General features: G+C 70.6%; 9 protein-coding genes. 5 read left to right on the top strand and 4 right to left on the bottom strand.

Going from position 1 to position 18,580, the window contains the following annotated elements:
• Positions 1-176: 176 nt before the first annotated feature.
• The gene (locus V6B97_RS10400) at positions 177-1,766 is read left to right on the top strand and encodes a peptide chain release factor 3 (protein WP_333506438.1); all 1,590 of its coding nucleotides are present in this window, start codon (positions 177-179) and stop codon (positions 1,764-1,766) included.
• A 424-nt stretch (positions 1,767-2,190) separates the two neighbouring features.
• Here the strand turns inward: V6B97_RS10400 and V6B97_RS10395 are convergent, their stop codons facing one another.
• Together V6B97_RS10395 and hemW are read right to left on the bottom strand one after the other, a co-directional pair.
• Positions 2,191-6,558, bottom strand: coding sequence for an ATP-binding protein (locus V6B97_RS10395; RefSeq protein WP_333506437.1), 4,368 nt, complete (start codon positions 6,556-6,558; stop codon positions 2,191-2,193).
• 97 nt (positions 6,559-6,655) lie between these two features.
• A complete protein-coding gene (gene hemW / locus V6B97_RS10390; protein WP_333506436.1) occupies positions 6,656-7,936 on the bottom strand; it encodes a radical SAM family heme chaperone HemW in 1,281 nt (426 codons plus the stop codon).
• 271 nt (positions 7,937-8,207) lie between these two features.
• On the opposite strand from hemW, the gene V6B97_RS10385 reads away from it, so the two are divergent.
• The 3 genes from V6B97_RS10385 to V6B97_RS10375 all read left to right on the top strand — a co-directional run bounded on the left by V6B97_RS10385 (position 8,208) and on the right by V6B97_RS10375 (position 12,703).
• Positions 8,208-8,567, top strand: a complete 360-nt coding sequence (locus V6B97_RS10385) for a response regulator (RefSeq protein ID WP_333506435.1) — start codon at positions 8,208-8,210, stop codon at positions 8,565-8,567.
• A gap of 51 nt (positions 8,568-8,618) precedes the next feature.
• A complete protein-coding gene (locus V6B97_RS10380) occupies positions 8,619-11,195 on the top strand; it encodes a PEP/pyruvate-binding domain-containing protein (RefSeq protein ID WP_333506434.1) in 2,577 nt (858 codons plus the stop codon).
• A 140-nt stretch (positions 11,196-11,335) separates the two neighbouring features.
• Positions 11,336-12,703 carry a protein-tyrosine phosphatase family protein gene (locus tag V6B97_RS10375; RefSeq protein ID WP_333506433.1) on the top strand — a complete coding sequence of 456 codons (1,368 nt, stop codon included), beginning with the start codon at positions 11,336-11,338 and terminating at the stop codon, positions 12,701-12,703.
• A gap of 89 nt (positions 12,704-12,792) precedes the next feature.
• Here V6B97_RS10375 and V6B97_RS10370 read toward each other — a convergent pair whose 3' ends face one another.
• Both V6B97_RS10370 and V6B97_RS10365 read right to left on the bottom strand, forming a co-directional pair.
• The gene (locus tag V6B97_RS10370; RefSeq protein WP_333506432.1) at positions 12,793-13,524 is read right to left on the bottom strand and encodes a type 1 glutamine amidotransferase domain-containing protein; all 732 of its coding nucleotides are present in this window, start codon (positions 13,522-13,524) and stop codon (positions 12,793-12,795) included.
• Positions 13,525-13,788: 264 nt separating this feature from the next.
• On the bottom strand, positions 13,789-15,990 hold the full coding sequence (locus tag V6B97_RS10365) for a malate synthase G (RefSeq protein ID WP_333506431.1): 2,202 nt from the start codon (positions 15,988-15,990) through the stop codon (positions 13,789-13,791).
• Positions 15,991-16,526: 536 nt separating this feature from the next.
• Here V6B97_RS10365 and V6B97_RS10360 point away from each other — a divergent pair.
• The gene (locus tag V6B97_RS10360) at positions 16,527-18,305 is read left to right on the top strand and encodes a methyl-accepting chemotaxis protein (protein ID WP_333506430.1); all 1,779 of its coding nucleotides are present in this window, start codon (positions 16,527-16,529) and stop codon (positions 18,303-18,305) included.
• Positions 18,306-18,580 lie beyond the last annotated feature (275 nt).

The raw sequence follows: 18,580 nt of genomic DNA, 5'->3' as shown, positions 1-18,580 counted from the left end.
CTCCCTTCACTGGCCCGGCCGGGCGTTTTACATTCCGGGCAGTTCCCCGGCGCATCGGGCCGGCAAGGCATGCCCGGACCGAGACCGGACCGGGACGGGGCGGAGCCCGACGCCCCCGACGCACCTGACGCCCCTGCGCACCCGACCAATCCCAGACCCATTCGAGGACCATTGCCGTGAGCAGCAGACTGGAACGCGAGGCCGCGCGCCGCCGCACCTTCGCCATCATCAGCCACCCCGACGCGGGCAAGACCACCCTGACCGAAAAGCTGCTGCTGTTCGGCGGGGCCATCCAGATGGCCGGTTCGGTCAAGGCGCGCAAGGCCGCCCGCCACGCCACCTCGGACTGGATGGCCATGGAGCGCGAGCGCGGCATTTCCGTCACCACTTCGGTCATGCAGTTTCCCTACCGCGACCGGGTGGTGAACCTGCTGGACACCCCCGGCCACCAGGACTTTTCGGAAGATACCTACCGCGTGCTCACCGCCGTGGACTCGGCCCTGGTGGTCATCGACGCGGCCAAGGGCGTGGAAGCCCAGACCCGCAAGCTGATGGACGTGTGCCGCATGCGCGCCACGCCGGTCATGACCTTCATCAACAAGATGGACCGCGAGGCGTTGCACCCGCTGGACGTCATGGCCGACATCGAGCAGCACCTGCGGATCGAGTGCGCCCCCATGACCTGGCCCATCGGCATGGGGTCCAGCTTCAAGGGCACCTACGACCTGCTGCACAAGCAGTTGCACCTCTTTTCCGCCACCCATGGCGGGCGCATCCAGTCGGGCATCGTCATCCACGGCGTGGACGACCCGCAACTGGACGAATATCTGGGCGACCAGGCCGAACAGTTGCGCATGGATCTCGCCCTGCTGGAAGAGGCGGGCACGCCCTTCGACGAGCAGCGCTACCTGAAGGGCGAACTGACCCCGGTGTTCTTCGGCAGCGCCATCAACAACTTCGGCGTGCGCGAGATGTTGGACATGTTCGTGGAGTTCGCCCCCGGCCCGCAGCCGCGCCCGGCCGCCACCCGCGTGGTGGAGCCCGGCGAGGAGGCGTTCACCGGCGTGGTCTTCAAGATACAGGCCAACATGGACAAGGCCCACCGCGACCGCATGGCCTTCCTGCGCATCTGTTCCGGCACGTTCACGCGGGGCATGCGCCTGAAGCACCACCGCACCGGCAAGGACGTGACCGTGGCCAACGCCACCATCTTCATGGCGCAGGACCGCACCGGCGTGGAAGAGGCCTTTCCCGGCGATATCATCGGCATTCCCAACCACGGCACCATCAAGATCGGCGATACCTTCACCGAGTCCAAGGAAGCGCTGAAGTTCGTGGGCATTCCCAACTTCGCGCCGGAGCATTTCCGCCGGGTGCGCCTGAAGAACCCGCTGAAGGCCAAGCAGTTGCAGAAGGGGCTGGAACAACTGGCCGAGGAAGGCGCGGTGCAGCTGTTCCGCCCGCTGGTGAACAACGACTACATCCTGGGCGCGGTGGGGGTGTTGCAGTTCGACGTCATCGTGGCGCGGCTGGCCGACGAGTACGGCGTGGACGCCGTGTACGAGGGCGTGGGCACCCATACGGCGCGCTGGGTGTACTGCGAGGACAAGAAGATCTTCGCGGACTTCCAGGATTATCATCGCGGCGAACTGGCCGTGGATGCGGAAGGCGCGCTGGCGTACCTGGCCCCCAACCCGTGGCGGCTGGAATCGGCCATGGAGCGGTATCCGAAGGTGGAATTCCGCACGACGCGGGAAATCAGCTAGAGGGTGTCGGCATGAGTGTCTTTTTGACCTCTGCCTGCGTCAGAACAGTTTTTTATTCCGGTCGAATACCATCAGAGTATACTCCCTCCATAAAAAATTGTTCTTCCTTGGCAGAGAACAAAAATCCTACTCATGCCGACACCCTCTGGCGAGCGAGTGTGCTGTCCGGCCGGAGACGTAAAGGCCAGTGCGGTGGCGCTGCCGACGCAATGCACGTTTTACGATCCTTGAATAAGAATTGTGTGTGCCAATGCGCGGCACCCCCACAAGGAAAGAAGGTACACTCACTCGGTTAGTGAAATGGGATTAGTAGTAAGGAGTGGAATTTTTCCCGTAACGCAGGACGGTCCGGCATATGCCGGGCCGTCCTGCGTTTTACGGGAGAAAAATGGGAGAGGGCGGATCGCGTGCGGACCGTTGACGGCTATGCCCCGCCCGTGCCGCTGCCCGTCGCCCCCCGCTTTTCGCGGTAGCGGGCCACCTGGGTTTCGATGGCCGCGAACAGGGTGTCGCGGTTCACCGGCTTGGCGATGAAGTCGTCCATGCCTTCGGCCAGGAAGCGGTCGCGGTCGCCCTGCATGGCGTGGGCGGTCAGGGCGATGACCGGCACGTCCGCCCAGGCGGCCCCCTGCGCCGCCGCCTCGCGGATGCGGCGGGTGGCCTCCAGCCCGCTGACCACGGGCATCTGCACGTCCATGAGCACCACGTCGAAGGGGGCGCGTCGGCCCCGGTCATCGGGGCCGACGGTTGCGCCGGCTCCGGGTTCCATGGGGCAGCCGTCGCGCAGGCGGTCCAGCGCTTCCTGCCCGTCGATGGCCAGGTGCACCTCGTAGCCGCGTTCCTTCAGGAAGAAGGTCAGGAATTCGCGGTTCAGGTCGTTGTCCTCGGCCAGCAGCACGCGCAGGGGAGGGGCCGTTTCCGGCTCGGCATCGTCGGCCGCCCCATGGGCCAGGTGGGCCAAGTGGGGCGGACGGGCCAGGCGCAGATCGGTGGGGGCGGTGGCCCCCTGCGGTGCGTCCTTGTCCATGGGCAGGGTGAACCAGAACCGGCTGCCCTGGCCGGGGGTGCTGTCCACCCCGATGTCCCCGCCCTGCAACCGCACGATGTGCCGCGAGATGGCAAGGCCCAGGCCGCTGCCCCGGTGGAGCCGGGTGTGCGAGCCGTCGGCCTGCGAGAAACTTTCGAACAGCAGGGGCAGCTTGTCCGCCGCGATGCCGGAGCCCGTGTCCTCCACGCTGAAGCGCAGGCAGCCGCCCGGCCGGGGGCACGACCCGCTGCGGCGCACGTCCACGTGCACGCTGCCCGCGTCGGTGAACTTCACGGCGTTGCCCGCCAGATTCACCAGCACCTGGCGCAGCCGCAGCGGGTCGCCCTGCATCTGGGCGGGCGCCTCCGCGTCGATGTGCACGGTGAGCGACAGCCCCTTGCGTTCCGCCTGCACGGCCAGCGGCGCCAGCGCGTCGTTGACGGCGGCGCGCAGGTCGTAGGTCACCTGGTCCAGCCCCAGCCGCCCGGCCTCCATGCGCGAGAAGTCCAGCAGGTCGTTGATCACGTGCAGCAACCCCTCGGACACGTTGCGGATCATGGAAAGGTAGCGGGCCTGTTCGTCGTCGCGGGCGTGGGGCGTGGCGTCGTGCAGGCGGGAGAGGGCCACGTCCACGATGCCCAGGATGCCGGAGAGCGGGGTGCGCATCTCGTGGCTGATGTTGGCCACGAACTGGCTCTTGAGTTCGCTGGCGCTTTCCGCCTCTTCCTTGGCCCGTTGCAGGGCCTGCTCCGCCTCGTGCAGGCGGCTGATGTCCTGGAAGGCGCCGCGCGCCCGCACCGGCCTGCCGTCCGGCCCGCGCTGCACCACGGCCTTCATCTGTCCCATCATCCGCCGCCCCTTGGCCGTCAGCAGGGGGATGGTGTCCCAGAAGACGGATTCCGGCTCGTCGGCGGGTTCGGTGAGCATCCGCTCGAACTGCGCCACGTAGTCCGGGGCGTACATGCGGCAGCCCTCCAGCGGGCTGGGCAGCGGCGTGCCGGGCTCCACCTCGAGCAGGGCGTACAGCCCCGGCGACCAGTAGGTGGCCGCGTCGTTGGCGATGTCGAAGTCGAAGCTGCCGATGCCCGCGATGAGCTGGGCCTCCAGCAGCCGGGCTTCGCTGTCGCGCAGGGCCTGTTCGGCCTCGTGCAGGCGGGTGATGTCCTGGAAGGTGCCGCGCATGCGCAGGGGCGCGCCGTTCGCGTCGCGCTGCACCACGGCCTGCATGTGCCCCATGCCCCTGCGGCCCCTGGCGGTGAGGAAGGGGACGGTGTCCACGAGGATGCTTTCCGGCTGGGGAATGCGCGAGGCCAGCAGCGCTTCGTACCATCCGGCGCGCTCTGGCGCATGGATGACGGTGCCCTGCGAGGGGGGCGTGGGGGGCGTGGCCGGGTCCAGTTCCAGCAGGGCGTACAGGCCGGGCGACCAGTAGTCGGCCCGGTCGCAGGTGAGGTCGAACTCGAAGCTCCCGATGCGCGCGATGCGCTGCGCCTCTTGCAGGCGGGTTTCGCTGTCGCGCAGGGCCTGTTCGGCCTCGTGCAGGGGGGTGATGTCCTGGAAGGTGCCCCGGATGTGTTCGGGCAGGCCGTCCGCGCCGTGCCGCGCCATCAGGTGCAGCCGCCCGAACCCGCGCCGTCCGGTGGCGGTGACGTAGGGGAACGAGCGCTGGAGCGTGGTTTCCGGCCGGTCCGCCGGGGTGGACAGGAACGATTCGAACCATGGCGCGGTTTCCGGGGCATGGCGGCGGAAGGCCTCGCCCGGCACCAGCGGACCGTCGTGCGGGTCCAGTTCCAGCAGGTGGAACAGGTTGGGCGACCAGAACGCCTCGCCCTCGCGCAGGTTCACCGAATAGCTGCCCATGCGGGCGATGAACTGGGCCTCGTTGAGCCGGGCCTCGCTGTCGCGCAGGGCCAGTTCCGCCTCGCGCAGGCTGGTGATGTCCTGGAAGGTGCCCTGGGCGTGCAGGGGCAGGCGGTCCGGCCCGCGCGTGACCCGGCAGCGGAACTGTCCCCAGCCCTGCCGTCCCCCCAGGGTGCGGTACGGAAAGACGCGCTGCAATTCCGTCACCGGCTCGTCCGAAATGCTGGCCACGTGTTCGTGGTACCAGCCCAGTTCTTCCGGCGCGTGGATGGCGAATACCTCGGCCGGGGCCGGGGGCGGCTGCGCGGGATCGTGGCCGAGCATCTCGTACAGCCCGGCGGACCACACGAACGCCCCGGTGTCCAGGTACAGTTCGAAGCTGCCCATGCGGGCGATCTGCTGCGCCTCCTGCAGGCGGGCCTCGCTCTGGCGCAGGGCCACGCGGGCGGCCTCGCGCTGGGTGATGTCCTGCAGCACGGCCATGCACCGGGCGGGCGTGCCGGTTTCGAGGTCCTCGTGCAGGGGGCGCAGGCGCACCTCGTGAATGCGGTCGTTCACCGCCATGGTGAAGGTAAGCTCGGCGCCCGCCAGGGCCACCTGCAATTGTTCCTCGAAGGGCAGGGCCGCCTGCGGGGGCAGCACGTCCGAAGGCGTGGCCCCTTCAAGCCGCTGGCTTGGCGCCAGCAGACCGGTCAGTCCCAGCCCGTCGGCCAGCAGGCAGTGCATGCCCTCGTCGAAGAGCATGATGGCCCCGCCGGGATAGTTTTCGGCCAGGGTGCGGTAGCGGGCCTCGCTGCGGCGCAGCGCGGTCTCCGCCTCCAGGCGTCGGCCGCGCTGGCGGCTGGCCGACCAGGCCAGCAGCGAGACGGCCATGCACAGGGCCAGGGTCATGCCCGCGTTGGCCACCGTCTGCCGCCGCCACACGGACAGCGCCAGATCCAGCGGGGTGTGCATGGTCATGCGGAACGGAAAGCCGCGCAACTGGTGCACCGCCACCAACGCCTCGGGCGTTTCCACGATGCGCAGGCCGGGCGTGATGCTCCCCCTGCCGGACATGCCATCGTCGGGCATGTCGGCCAGGGACGCGCCATCGAGCGAGGGCGGCGCGTCCGGAGCGGACCCGGCCTGTCCGGTCTGTCCGGCCTGGCTCGCCTGCCCGGCCTTGTCCGGAGAAGAGGAACCGTCCCGCGAACCGTCCGGCCAGACGCCGGTGGCCGCGGCCACCGAGGCGCGCAGGCAGGCCGCCCCGGCATCCGGGGGCCACACCACCAGTGGCGAGGCATCCTCGCCGAGCAGCGCGGTGCATTCGGCCTCGTCCGGGTCGTAGTCCTGGTAGCGGTCATGGAAGGAAACGGGGTCGAGCAGGGCCGCCAGCGCCCCGGCGAAGCTGCCGTCCGGCCCGGAGATGCGGCGGCTCAGCAGCATCCGGGGGGGCGCGGCCCCATGCGGACCCTGGGGCTCCGGCAGCCTGACCACGTGGAAATCGCGCAGCAGGTCGCGGTGGGCGGCCAGCACCGCAGCCACGGGCAGGGGACCGGCAGAACCGGCAGGACCGGCAGAACCGGCAGAACAGGGGAAGGGGCCGGTGGACGCCGCCACGTGCCCGTCCGGGGCTATCCAGGCCAGTTCCATGGCATGGGGACGCAACAGGTCCAGCCGCCGGGCCAGCATCCTGTCGAGGGTGGGCCGGTCCGCGCCCTGGCGTTCCGCCACGTCCAGGGCCAGGCTGGCCAGCGAGATGTCCATGGCCTGCAACAGCCCGCCCACGCGTTCGCCCATCAGGCGCAGTTGCCCTTCCAGCCGCAGGCGGGCCATGTCCATGTGGCGTTCGCGCTCGCGCAGCACATGGGTGGCGCTGGTGGCCACCACCGTCGCCAGCACCACCAGCAGCACCCAGCCCAGCATGCTGTCGCCAAGGCGGGCCGGGGGAACGCGGAGGCGCGCTCCGGACCCGTGGCCGTCGGAAAGACGCGGCCTTTCGGGCGGCACTGGCGCGGCGGCGTCAGCCATGGCTGCGCCCGCCGCCGGCATCCCCGTCGGCGCTATCCCCGCCGACGTCATGCCCTGCGACGTCATGCCCAACGGCGTCATGCCCGGTCGCATTCCGGCCGGGGGGCGGTGTTTCGGCGGGCAGGGCCATCAGCGCCTCGGTGTCCTCGAACAGCCGTTCAAGGATGGAGTTGGAAACCAGCATGCCGCCGCGGGTCAGCCGCAGGTAGCCGTCGCGGATGCGCAGCAGCCCTTCGCGGTGCAGCACGTGCACCAGCCGCCGGTGGTCGCGCAGGAAGTCGCGCCCGGTCAGCTCGCGGTAGGCCTTCACCCGCAGGCCGCGCGCCGTGCGCAGCCGCAGCATGATCAGTTCCAGCACCCGCGTCTGCGGGGTCAGCCGTTCGGCCTCGGTGCCCACGCGGCCCTCGTCCACCTGGCGGGCCCAGGCGGCGTGGTCCTCGGGGTTGTTCCAGCGCAGGCCGCCGATGGTGGACGCCGCCGACGGGCCAAGGCCAAGGTAGTCCTCGCCTTCCCAATAGCCCAGGTTGTGGCGGCACTGGAAGCCCATGCGGGCGAAGTTGGAAATTTCGTAATGGATGTAGCCTTCGGATTCCAGCAGTTCCGCCCCGTCCATGAACATGGCGGCCTGGGCGCGCTCCGGCGGCAGGTCCAGCCTGCCGGAGACGCAGTCGTTCTCCAGCGGGGTGCCCGGCTCCAGCGTCAGGCCGTAACAGGACAGGTGGTCCGGCCGCTGGCGCACCACCTCCTTCAACTGCTTCATCCACTGGCGCAGGGTCTGGCCCGGCAGGCCCCAGATCAGGTCCATGCCCACGTTCTGGAAGCCCGCCGCGCGCACCGTCCGGTAGGCGTCCAGCGCTTCGCGCGCGCGGTGCGGCCTGCCCAGGGCGTGCAGCATGGCGTCGTCCAGGCACTGCACGCCCATGGACAGCCGGTTCACCCCCACGGACAGCAGGGTGCGCAATTCCGACGGCCGCAGCAGCGATTCCGGGTTGCCCTCCATGCTGATCTCCGCGCCCGGCTGCACCGCGAACGCCTTGCGCACCCGATCCAGGATGGCCCCGATGGTCCGCGCGGGCAGCAGGCTGGGCGTGCCCCCGCCAAAGAACACCGAGGTCACCGGCACGCCGCCCATGCGGTCGCCCCACACGGCCAGTTCACGCAGCACGGTGTCCACGTAGTCGCGCACGGCCGACGCCGCCCCCATCTCCAGCGAGTGGAAGGCGCAGTACCGGCACTTGCGCCGGCAGAAGGGCACGTGGATGTACAGCAGCATGGTTGTGTGGCCGGCTCCGTGCGGGAAGAGAACCGGGGAGGGGACCCTTTGAAAAGGGTCTCCCTCCCCGGACCCCTCCCCCCTAAACTTTTTCATTGTCGGGTTCCCACTCCCCCAACAGGAGAGGCAGGAAACGGCCCCGTATAATCCGCATAAAGCATGAACCTGCGGCTATCCCCGTCAATAAATGAGGGGGGTGCAGGGGGCATGGCCCCCTGCCCGCCGGAGGCTTACAAAAAACCGGCCCGCAGAGACAACAAAGAAGGAAACCATGGCGGACATCATCGTGCTGGACGACGTCATCGACGCGGGGGTGCTCATCAAGCGCATCCTGGAGCGCAAGGGGCACGCGGTCTCGGTGTTCACGGACGAGGAGGAGGCCATTGCCCACGTGCGCGGCAAGGGCGCGGACCTGGCCATCCTGGACATGAAGCTGCGGCGCATGACCGGGGTGGAGGTGCTGGAAGAGCTGAAGAAGCTGCGCCCGGACATCCGGGTGATCATGCTGACCGGCTACCCCACGCTGGAGACGGCCCGCGAATCGTTGCGCCTGGGGGCCAACGAGTACTGCGTGAAGCCCATCGACAAGGAAGAACTGGAAAGCAAGGTGGCCGAGGTGCTGGGCGCGTAGCGTTCCTGCGATATCTTTCCGTCACCACGGCTTGCCCACCGAAGGAGCGCAATGGCCATCGGCGAACTGTTCCGTCACTGGACCTACCAGGTCTTCGCGCCCGGCACCCTGCTGCGGCGCAAGTACAACGCCTTCCGCGAACTGCTGCGGCACGACTCGCGCAGTCTCGAACTCATCGCCGAACTGGAGGACATCCACTACGGCAACGAGAAGGTGGACTGGTCGCGCGTGGTCGAACTGGCCGACCAGTTGGACGACGCGGTGCGCGCCATGCTGGGCCAGCTGATGGAGATGAACCCCGCCCGGTACATGGGCCTGGCCGACTACTGCAACAAGATCGCCTTCTACATGCGCATGGCCGTCAGCGTGCCCGAGCCGGACCTTGCGCCCCCCTACGTCATCCCCCTGGCCGAGGCGCACCAGCGCCCGGACCGGGCGGGCGGCAAGGCCGCGCGCCTGGCCGCCGTGCGGCGCGAGACCATGCTGCCCGTGCCCGACGCCACGGTGGTCACCGCCGCCGCCTACCACTACTTCATCGAGCACAACGAACTGCGCGAGCCCATCGACGCGCGCCTGCGCCGCCTGCGCCTGTCGCGGCCGGACGAGCTGGCCGCCATCTCCGAGGAGTTGCGGGCCATGATCCTGGAGGCGGACCTGCCGCCCCGGCTGGAAGAGGACATCCTTACCGCCGCCTACGCCATGAGCCCCCAGCGCGCCCCGCTGGCCGTGCGCAGCAGCGCCGTGGCCGAGGACGGCCCGGTGTCCTTCGCCGGGCAGTACGCCAGCGTGCTGCGGGTGGAGCCCGCCCACGCGGGCACCGCCTGGAAGCGGGTGGTGGCCTCCAAGTACCAGCCGCGCGCGCTGTCCTACCGCATCCTGCACGGCCTGGCCGACGCGGAAACCCCCATGGCCGCGCTGCTCATGCCCATGCTGGACGCGGCCTGCGCCGGGGTGATCTACACCCGCGACCCCGACCCGCCGCGCCGCCTGCCCGCCGGGGAACTGGTCGAAGGCGTCACCGCCGTGCACGCCGTGGCGGGCACCGGCGACGTGCTGGTTAGCGGCGACACGCCCGCGCAATCGGCGTGGCTGTCGCGCAGGCCGCGCAGCCGCATCCTGGAACGGCCCGCGCCGGGCGCGCCCCTGCCGGCCACCCCCCTGCTGACCACAGAGGACATGAAGCGCCTGGCCCGCTACGGCCGCGAACTGGAAAACCTGTTCGGCGAACCGCAGGACGTGGAATGGGTGCTGGACCAGACAGGGCGCATCTTCATCGTGCAGTCGCGCCCAGTGCCCGGCGGCACGGAGCACGGCGTCGTGCCGGAGCGGGCCGCCGGGGTGGATGATGCGGGGGATGCCGCCCCGGCAGCCGACGCAGCCCACGACACGCTGCCCCTGCTGGCCGAAGGCAGCGAACCGGTCTCCGCCGGGGTGGGCAGCGGCACGGCCCGCCACGCGGCCATCTGCTGCGAGATCGGCGACATGCCCCAGGGCACCGTGCTGGTCACCACCACCCTCGGCCCCTCGCTGACCCGGATCATCGACCGGCTGGAGGCCGTGGTGGCCCAGACCGGCAGCCGGGCCTGCCATTTCGCCTCGGTGGCCCGCGAGTTCGGGCTGCCCGTGGTCACCGGCATCGCCGACCCGTTCACCGCCATCCCCGACGGGGCCGTGGTCACCGTGGACGGGGCCACCGGCCGCGTCTATGCAGACCGGGCGGGCCGGGAAAAGGGCGCGGACGCCCGGCCCCGCGCCCGGCGCAAGGCGGCGGCAGCGGCCCGCGAACGGCGCGGCGGCATGCGCCGTCTGGCCCGGGCCATGCAGCACATCGCCAAATTGAACCTCACGGACCCGGCCTCCAGCGACTTCGCGCCGGAAAACTGCCGGTCCATGCACGACCTGGTGCGCTTCGCCCACGAGCGCGGGGTGGCCGAGATGTTCTCCCTCGTGGGGCGCGGTGGGCGCGGCCTTGGCGGCGCCAAGAAGCTGCGCACCGACGTGCCCATGATCATGTACGTGCTGAACATCGAGGACGGGCTGTTCCCCACGGCGGCGGGCAAGGAGGAGATCGGCCCCGACGACTTCCGCTCCACGCCCATGTGGGCGCTGTGGTTCGGCCTGTCCGCCGCGCGCGAGCTGTGGGCCAACATGCCCCCGGCGGCGGACTGGAACGAGCTGGACCGCATCAGCGCGGGCATCTTCCGGCGCGACGCGCCCCAACTGGCCAGCTACGCGGTCATCTCCGCTCACTATGCGCACCTGATGATGCGCTTCGGCTATCATTTCGCGCTGGTGGACACCCTGTGCGCGCCCGAGGACCGCACCAACTACATCCAGTTCCGGTTCAAGGGCGGCGGCGCGGCGGCGGAAGGGCGCGAACTGCGCATTCGCGTGCTGGAACGGGTGCTGGCCCGGCAGGGCTTTGCCGTGAAGACGCGCGGCGACCTGCTGGACGCCCGGCACGGCCCGGACGCCGAGGCGGTGATCCAGAAACGGCTGGCCATGCTGGGCATGCTGCTGGCGGAAACCCGCCTGCTGGACGTACGCATCGGTGACGCCGACGAGGCCGAGGCCATGGCCGACGACTTCCTGGCCCGGCTGGACACGGCGGGCGGGGGCGCGCCATGAGCGGCCCCGGCTCACCGCCTCCCGCTGTCCCGCCCGGCCAGCCACCGGGGCATCCCCCGGCCCAGCCACCGCCCCCCCCCTCTTCGCCGTCTTCACCATCTTCACCGGGGGGCGGCGGCAGCTCCCGCCGGGGCGGCCTGTTGCTGCGCGCCGCGCGCGGGGTGGCCGCCTTCCTGCGCGATGCCTTGACCACCCAGGCCCCGTCGGGCCATCCCGCGTTCCCGGTCACCTGGGTCACCCCGCACATCGCCGCCGGACCCGCGCCGGTGACGCGCGAGCATCTCGACGCCCTGCGCGAACAGGGCATCCAGGCCATCCTGAACCTGTGCGAGGAATTGTGCGTGCTGGCGGAACTGGAGCAGGAGCAGGGCTTCGACGTGTTCTACCTGCCCATAGAGGACGAGCACGCCCCGGACGAGACCGCCCTGGAACAGGCCCTGGACTGGCTGGACGAGGCCGTGTACCTGGGCCGCCGGGTGTACATCCACTGTCGCTACGGCATCGGGCGCACCGGCACGGTGCTCAACGCCTACCTGCTGCGCCGGGGCATGGGCCAGCGCCGCACCGAACGGCTGATGCGCCGCCTGCGCTCCAGGCCCGCCAACTACCGCCAGTGGAGCGCCCTGCGCCGCTACGGCCGCCGCAACCGCCCCCTGACCCTGCGCGAACCCGCGCCCGAACCCGCCCGCCACGACGACCTGTTGCCCGTGCTGGCCGAATACGAGGCCTTGGCCGCCCGGCTGGACGCGGCCCTGCGCGCCATGCCCGGCATGGCCGACGCGCCGCAGTGCGGCCGCGACCACGCCCGCTGCTGCCGCGTGCCCCCGGTGGTGACGCTGGTGGAGGCGGCGGCCCTGGCCCGCAGCGCCGACACCCTGCTTACCGCCGCCCAGCGCGGGGCCGTGCAGGAGGCCTGCCGCGCGCACCGCGCCGTGTCCGCGCACATGACGGAAGAAGACGGAACGGCACGCGGGGCGAGCGGCGGCAAAGCCCCGGCGGACCGGATCGCCTGTCCGCTGCTGGCCCGGACGGCACGGGCCACGGCTGCGGGCGCGGATGCCGCTGATGCCGGGGACACCGCCCCGGCGGCGGACATGGGCGCACCCGATGCACCGGACGGGCGATGCATGCTGTTTGCCCGCCGCCCGCTGCGCTGCCGCCTGTCCGACATCCCTCCCTCCCCCGGTCTGCCGCCCGCCCCCGGCAGTCCCGATGACGACCCCGGCGAACGCGAGCGGCTATGGGTGGGCATGCTGGAACGGCCGCTGGAAGACCTGTCGCGCCGTACCTTCGTGGCCCTGGCCGGGTGCGAACCCGCCGGGGACCCGCCCTGCTTCCCCCTGCCGGAAGTGCTGTCCGGCCGCTACGTGCAGACCGTGTTCCACGCCATCGCCTGCCTGCTGCGGCCCGCGGCATCCGGAAACGGGGGCAACGGGGGCAACGGAGGCAACGGGACTAACGGGAATGGCGGGAATGGCGGGACTAACGGAACCGGCGACGACACCTGAGCCCCCCGTCCCGCGCAATGGCAAAGGGCAGGCGGTCCATCGACCGGCCTGCCCTGATCATGGGGCACATCCCGCCTTTCGCTCCGGGGCTACGCCCCCGGTTCCTTGATCGGTTCCCCCGGATACGGCGCGCAGCCGCACGAGCGGGCCAACACCTCCAGCACGGCCTTGGCGGTACGTTCCGACGAGGCCGGGTTCTGGCCGGTGACCAGCAGCCCGTCCACCACCACGTGCGGTTCCCACAACGGGCCGCGCTCGTACTTGGCGCCAAGCCGGGTCAACTCGTCCTGCAACAGGAAGGGCACCACCCGCGACAGGCCCACCGCGTCCTCCTCGGCGTTGGAGAACCCGGTCACGTTGCGCCGGGCCACCAGCGGCTTGCCGTCGGGCGCGGTGGCCCGCGCCAGCACGGCCGGGCCGTGGCACACCGCCGCCACGGGCTTGCCCGCGCGGTGCATGTTCTCGATGATGGCCAGCGAGCGCGTGTCGTCCACCAGATCCCACAGGGGGCCGTGCCCGCCGGGGTAGAACAGCACGTCGTAGTCCTCGGGCCGCACCTCGGCCAGGGGCACGGTGTCCTTCAGGGCGGCCATGGCCGCCGGGTCCGCCGTGAAGCGGCGGGTGACCTTGTTCCGGGCCTCTTCCGTCTCGCTGCGCGGGTCCACGGGCGCGGCGCCGCCCTTGGGCGAGGCCAGGGTGACCCGGGCCCCGGCGTCCACGAACACGTAGTAGGGCGCGGCCAGTTCCTCCAGCCACAGCCCGGTCTTGTGGCCGGTATCGCCCAGCCTGTCGTTGGACGTGACGATCATCAGCACCTTCATGGCAACCTCCATATGTGACGGCGGCACGCGGCCTGCCGTGGCGAATGCGGAAATTCCGAGACGGGCGGCACGCCGCGCATGACCGGCATCCCCAAACGGCTGGGGGGACGACGAGGCGGATCGCCCAGTATCCCAACATAGTGAAGGCCGGGGGAGCGGGCAAGGGGAAAGACGCGCGGCGGGCCGGACGGAACCCGTGACGCAACCGCCCCGCCGGACGCGTCCGGCGGGGCGGTGTTCCAATGGCTTGCGGCGGCGCGTGCCCTACAGGATGCCGAACTTCGCCTTCGCCTCCCGGCGGCGGGCATGCAGGATGGGCTCGGTGTAGCCCGAGGGCTGCTCGCGCCCCAGCAGCACCAAGTCGCACGCGGCCTGGAAGGCCACGCTGGCGTCGAAATCGGCGCTCATGGGCCGGTAGGCCGGATCGCCTTCATTCTGGCGGTCCACCACGGCGGCCATGCGCCTGAGCACCTCCACCACCTGTTCGCGGGTGCAGATGCCGTGGTGCAGCCAGTTGGCGATGTGCTGGCTGGAAATGCGCAGGGTGGCCCGGTCCTCCATCAGCCCCACGTCGGTGATGTCCGGCACCTTGGAGCAGCCGATGCCCTGTTCCACCCAGCGCACCACGTACCCCAGGATGGACTGGGAGTTGTTGGCCAACTCCTCTTCCACTTCCTGCGGGGTGGGGCGTTTCGCCGGGTCCGCCGGCAGCAGGGGCAGGGTCAGCAGGTCGGCCAGGGTGGCGCGGCGCTGGCCCGCCAGGGTCTTCTGCACGGCGGCCACGTCCACGGCGTGGTAGTGCATGGCGTGCAGGGTGGCCGCCGTGGGCGAGGGCACCCACGCGCAGTTGGCCCCGGCCTTCGGGTGGGCGATCTTGGTTTCCACCATCTCGCGCATCATGTCCGGCTTGGCCCACATGCCCTTGCCCACCTGGGCGCGCCCGGCCAGGCCGCAGGCCAGGCCCACGTCCACGTTCCAGTCCTCGTAGGCGGTGATCCAGCGTTCGCCGCGCATGGCGTTCTTGCGCACCACGGGGCCCGCCTCCATGCAGGTGTGTATCTCGTCGCCGGTGCGGTCCAGGAAGCCGGTATTGATGAAGATGACCCGCTCGGCCGCCGCGCGGATGCATTCCTTCAGGTTCAGGGTGGTGCGGCGCTCCTCGTCCATGATGCCGATCTTCAGGGTGTTGCGCGGCATGCCCAGGGCGTCCTCGGCCATGCGGAACAGCTCCACGGTGAAGGCCACCTCTTCCGGCCCGTGCTGCTTGGGCTTGACGATGTACACCCCACCCGTCCGGCTGTTGCGGTAGCGAGCCGTGCCGCGCAGGTCGTGCAGGGCGATGTAGGCCGTGGCCAGGGTGTCCAGCATGCCTTCGGGAATCTCTTCGCCGGACCGGGCGAGCACCGCGTCGGTGGTCATCAGGTGGCCCACGGTGCGCACCAGCAGCAGGCTGCGGCCGGGCAGCGCGAAAGACTCTCCGTCGGTCCCGACGTACTCGCGGTCGGGATTCAGGGTGCGCAGCACGCTGCGCCCGCCCTTGGGGAATTCGGCCGACAGGTCGCCCCGGAACAGGCCCAGCAGGTTGCGGTAGGCCAGGGCCTTGTCCGCCCCGTCCACCACGGCCACGGAATCCTCGCAGTCGAGGATGGTGGTCATGGCCGCCTCCAGCACCACGTCGCGCACCCCGGCGGCATGCTCGCGGCCGATGGCGTGCTCGCGGTCGATGCGGATTTCCGCGTGCAGGCCGTGGTTGCGCAGCAGCACCGCGCCGTTGCCCCCGGCGGGCGCGCCGGAATGCCCGGCAAAGCGGTCCGGGTCGGCCAGGCCCGTTTCCGCGCCGTCCTTCAGGGTGACCGCCAGGCGGCCGCCGCGCACGTCGTAGCGCGCCGCGTCGGCATGGCTGCCCCTGGCCAGCGGGAAGGCCTGGTCCAGGAAGGCGGCGGCACGCGCCACCACCAGCGCCCCGCGCGCGGGATTGTACGCGCCGCCGCGCGGCACCCCGCCCTGGGCCGGGTCTTCGGGAATCACGTCGGTGCCGTACAGGGCGTCGTACAGGCTGCCCCAGCGGGCGTTGGCCGCGTTCAGGGCGTAGCGGGCGTTGGTGATGGGCACCACCAGCTGCGGCCCGGCCACCAGGGCTATTTCCGGGTCCACCCCTTCGGTGGTCACGGCGAAGTCCGGCCCCTCGGCCACCAGGTAGCCGATGGACCGCAGGAACGCCTCGTAGGCGGCCCCGTCGTGCGGGACGCCGCGCCGCTCGCGGTGCCAGGCGTCGACGGCGTCCTGCAGTTCGGCCCGTTTTGCCAGCAGGGCGCGGTTCCTGCCGGTCATGGTCTCCACCATGTTCTCGAGGGCGGTCCAGAACCGGTCGGGGTCTACGCCGGTGCCCGGCGCGATGTCGCGGACGATGACGTCATACAGCGGCGCTGCGATCTGCAGGCCACCCACCTGAACGCGCTGCGTCATGTTGTGCTCCTGTAAGTTGGCGGAACGGGACTGGTCAGAACGGGCCGGAAACGGAATCCGGAACGGCATGGTCGACGGCGCCGCGAAGCGCCCCTGCCGGATGGAATCTGCGGACGGAATCGGCGCGCGGGGCGGACCGCCCGGCGCAAACCGGCGGCCCGGAACGCCGGATACCCGCCAGCGCGGGCTCCGGCCCCATTTCAGGCATACCCGGCCCGGCCGCCCATTGCAACGCCCCCGCGCTTCCACCGGGTTCCGCACCCGTGGCATCCCCCGATATCCGGGCCGGATCCGGAGACGCCGCCCGTTCGTGACCTAGGTCACCGACAGGCGCGCCGCGCATGCGAAAGTGATTGCACGGGCACTGGCATCCGGTGTAGCGCTGCTTTCTACCGGAAGGGTCCGTCCCGCGCGGCATCATCCGAAAGGCACGGCCGCTCCGCGCTCCACCACCGTTCCGCCCCTCCGGCCGCCGCCCTTTGCGGGCGCCGGAAGGGCCACACCATGCACGTATGGCACCGCAAGGGGGACTTTGCATGCGCAACGTCAGAATCGGCACCCGTCTCGTTTCTTGTTTCATCTTCGTCGCCCTGCTGTCCATGGGCCTCGGCATCGCGGGCTACGTCAGCATGCGCGAACAACTGGCCGCGCAGACCGAACTTTCCGACGTGTACCTGCCCGGCATCGAATCCCTGGCCCAGGCGCGCTTCAACCTGCGCAACGTCACCGTGGCCCACCGCACCCTGCTCATCCCCGGCCTGACCGACAGGGCTCGCCAGTACAAGAACCTGGCGGACGCCGTCACCGCCTTCAAATCGGGCATCGCCCGGTACGAAGCCATCGAGCACGGCGCGTCCGAACAGGCCGAGTGGCACGAATTCCTGGACAGCCTTGCCGCCTTCGAGCGCGACATGGCCGAGGCAGCCGCCCTCATCGGCGGCTGGGAACGCAACCCCGGCGACACCGCCGCCCACGACAAGGCCGCCGCCTTCGTGCTGGGTCCGGCCACGGAGCGCAGCCGCGTGCTGTTCAAGGAACTGGGCGACGTCATTTCCGTGAACATGGCCTCGGCCAAGGCCCAGCAGCAGGCCGCCGCGCAGACCGCCTCGGGGCGGCGCACGGTGATCTCCGTGCTGATGGTGGCCGTGCCCGCCCTGGCGCTGCTGGCCGGGGTGCTGCTGACCGTCTCCATCGTGCGGCCGCTGCGGCGCGGGGTGGTGTTCGCCTCTGCCGTGGCCGAAGGGCGGCTGGACACCCGGCTGGATATCGACCAGCGCGACGAGGTGGGCCAGCTGGCCGACAGCCTGCGCACCATGGTGGACAACCTGAAGGCCAAGATCGGCGAGGCCGAGGCCGCCACCCGCGACGCCGGGGCCGAGGCGGAACGCGCCCGCGCGGCCATGGCCCAGGCGGAGGAAGCCACCCGGCGCGCCCAATCGGCGCGGCGCGAGGGCATGCTGGCCGCCGCCGGACAGTTGCAGGGCGTAGTGGAGGTGGTGGGTTCCGCCTCGGAACAGCTTTCCGCCCAGATCGGCCAGTCCACCCAGGGGGCGGCCGTGCAGTCGCAGCGCGTGGCGGAAACCGCCGCCGCCATGGAAGAGATGAACGCCACCGTGCTCGAAGTGGCCCGCAACGCCTCGCAGGCGGCGGAAACCGCCGAGCACGCCCGGCAGAAGGCCGACACCGGGGCCGCCGTGGTGGGCCGCGTGGTGGAGGAGATCGGCGCCGTGGAACGCCAGGCCGTGGCCCTGAAGGACGACATGGCCGACCTTGGCCGCCGCGCCGACGGCATCGGCAAGATCATGAACGTGATTTCGGACATCGCGGACCAGACCAACCTGCTGGCGCTCAACGCCGCCATCGAGGCGGCGCGCGCGGGCGACGCCGGGCGCGGCTTCGCCGTGGTGGCCGACGAGGTGCGCAAGCTGGCCGAAAAAACCATGCAGGCTACGCGAGAAGTGGGCGAGGCCATCACGGGCATCCAGCAGGGCACCCGCCGCAACGTGGAGCACGTGGAGCGCGCCGTGGCGTCCATCGAGGAGGCCACCGGCCTCGCGGGCAGTTCCGGCGAAGCCCTGCGCGAGATCGTCACCCTGGTGGAACAGGCCACCGACCAGGTGCGCTCCATCGCCACGGCCAGCGAGCAGCAGTCCGCCGCCAGCGAGGAGATCAACCGGGCCGTGGACGAGATCAACCGCATCTCGGGCGAGACCTCCGCCGGCATGAACGAGTCGGCCCGCGCGGTGGAAGAACTGGCGACCCAGGCCCATTCGCTGCGCAGGCTCATCGAGCGCATGCAGCACGACGAGGCCTAGCCACCGGCCTGCGGGACCGGCGGGACAGCGAAACAGCGGGACAGCAGAGCAGTAGAACAACGGCTCCCACGGGCGGGACGCCACGGCAACGGCCGGGCGTCCCGCCCTTTTCGCGCCGCCTGCGCAGTGCGTCCGCCATGGCGTGAAGTCGCGGTGGCGGTGGCGGTTGCCAAGTCTTGAATGATAATTATTTTCATTTATGAACCGGCGCGCGCCGCGCGATCCGGCCCCATGTCCCCGCCGTCCTGCACGCCCGGCGTCCCGCGTCACGGGAT

It is taken from the genome of Nitratidesulfovibrio sp. 1201_IL3209 (assembly GCF_036763125.1).
Lineage (GTDB): Bacteria > Desulfobacterota > Desulfovibrionia > Desulfovibrionales > Desulfovibrionaceae > Cupidesulfovibrio.
The sequence above is the reverse complement of the archived record's forward strand: the minus strand, read 5'-3'. Positions and strand labels throughout refer to the sequence as shown.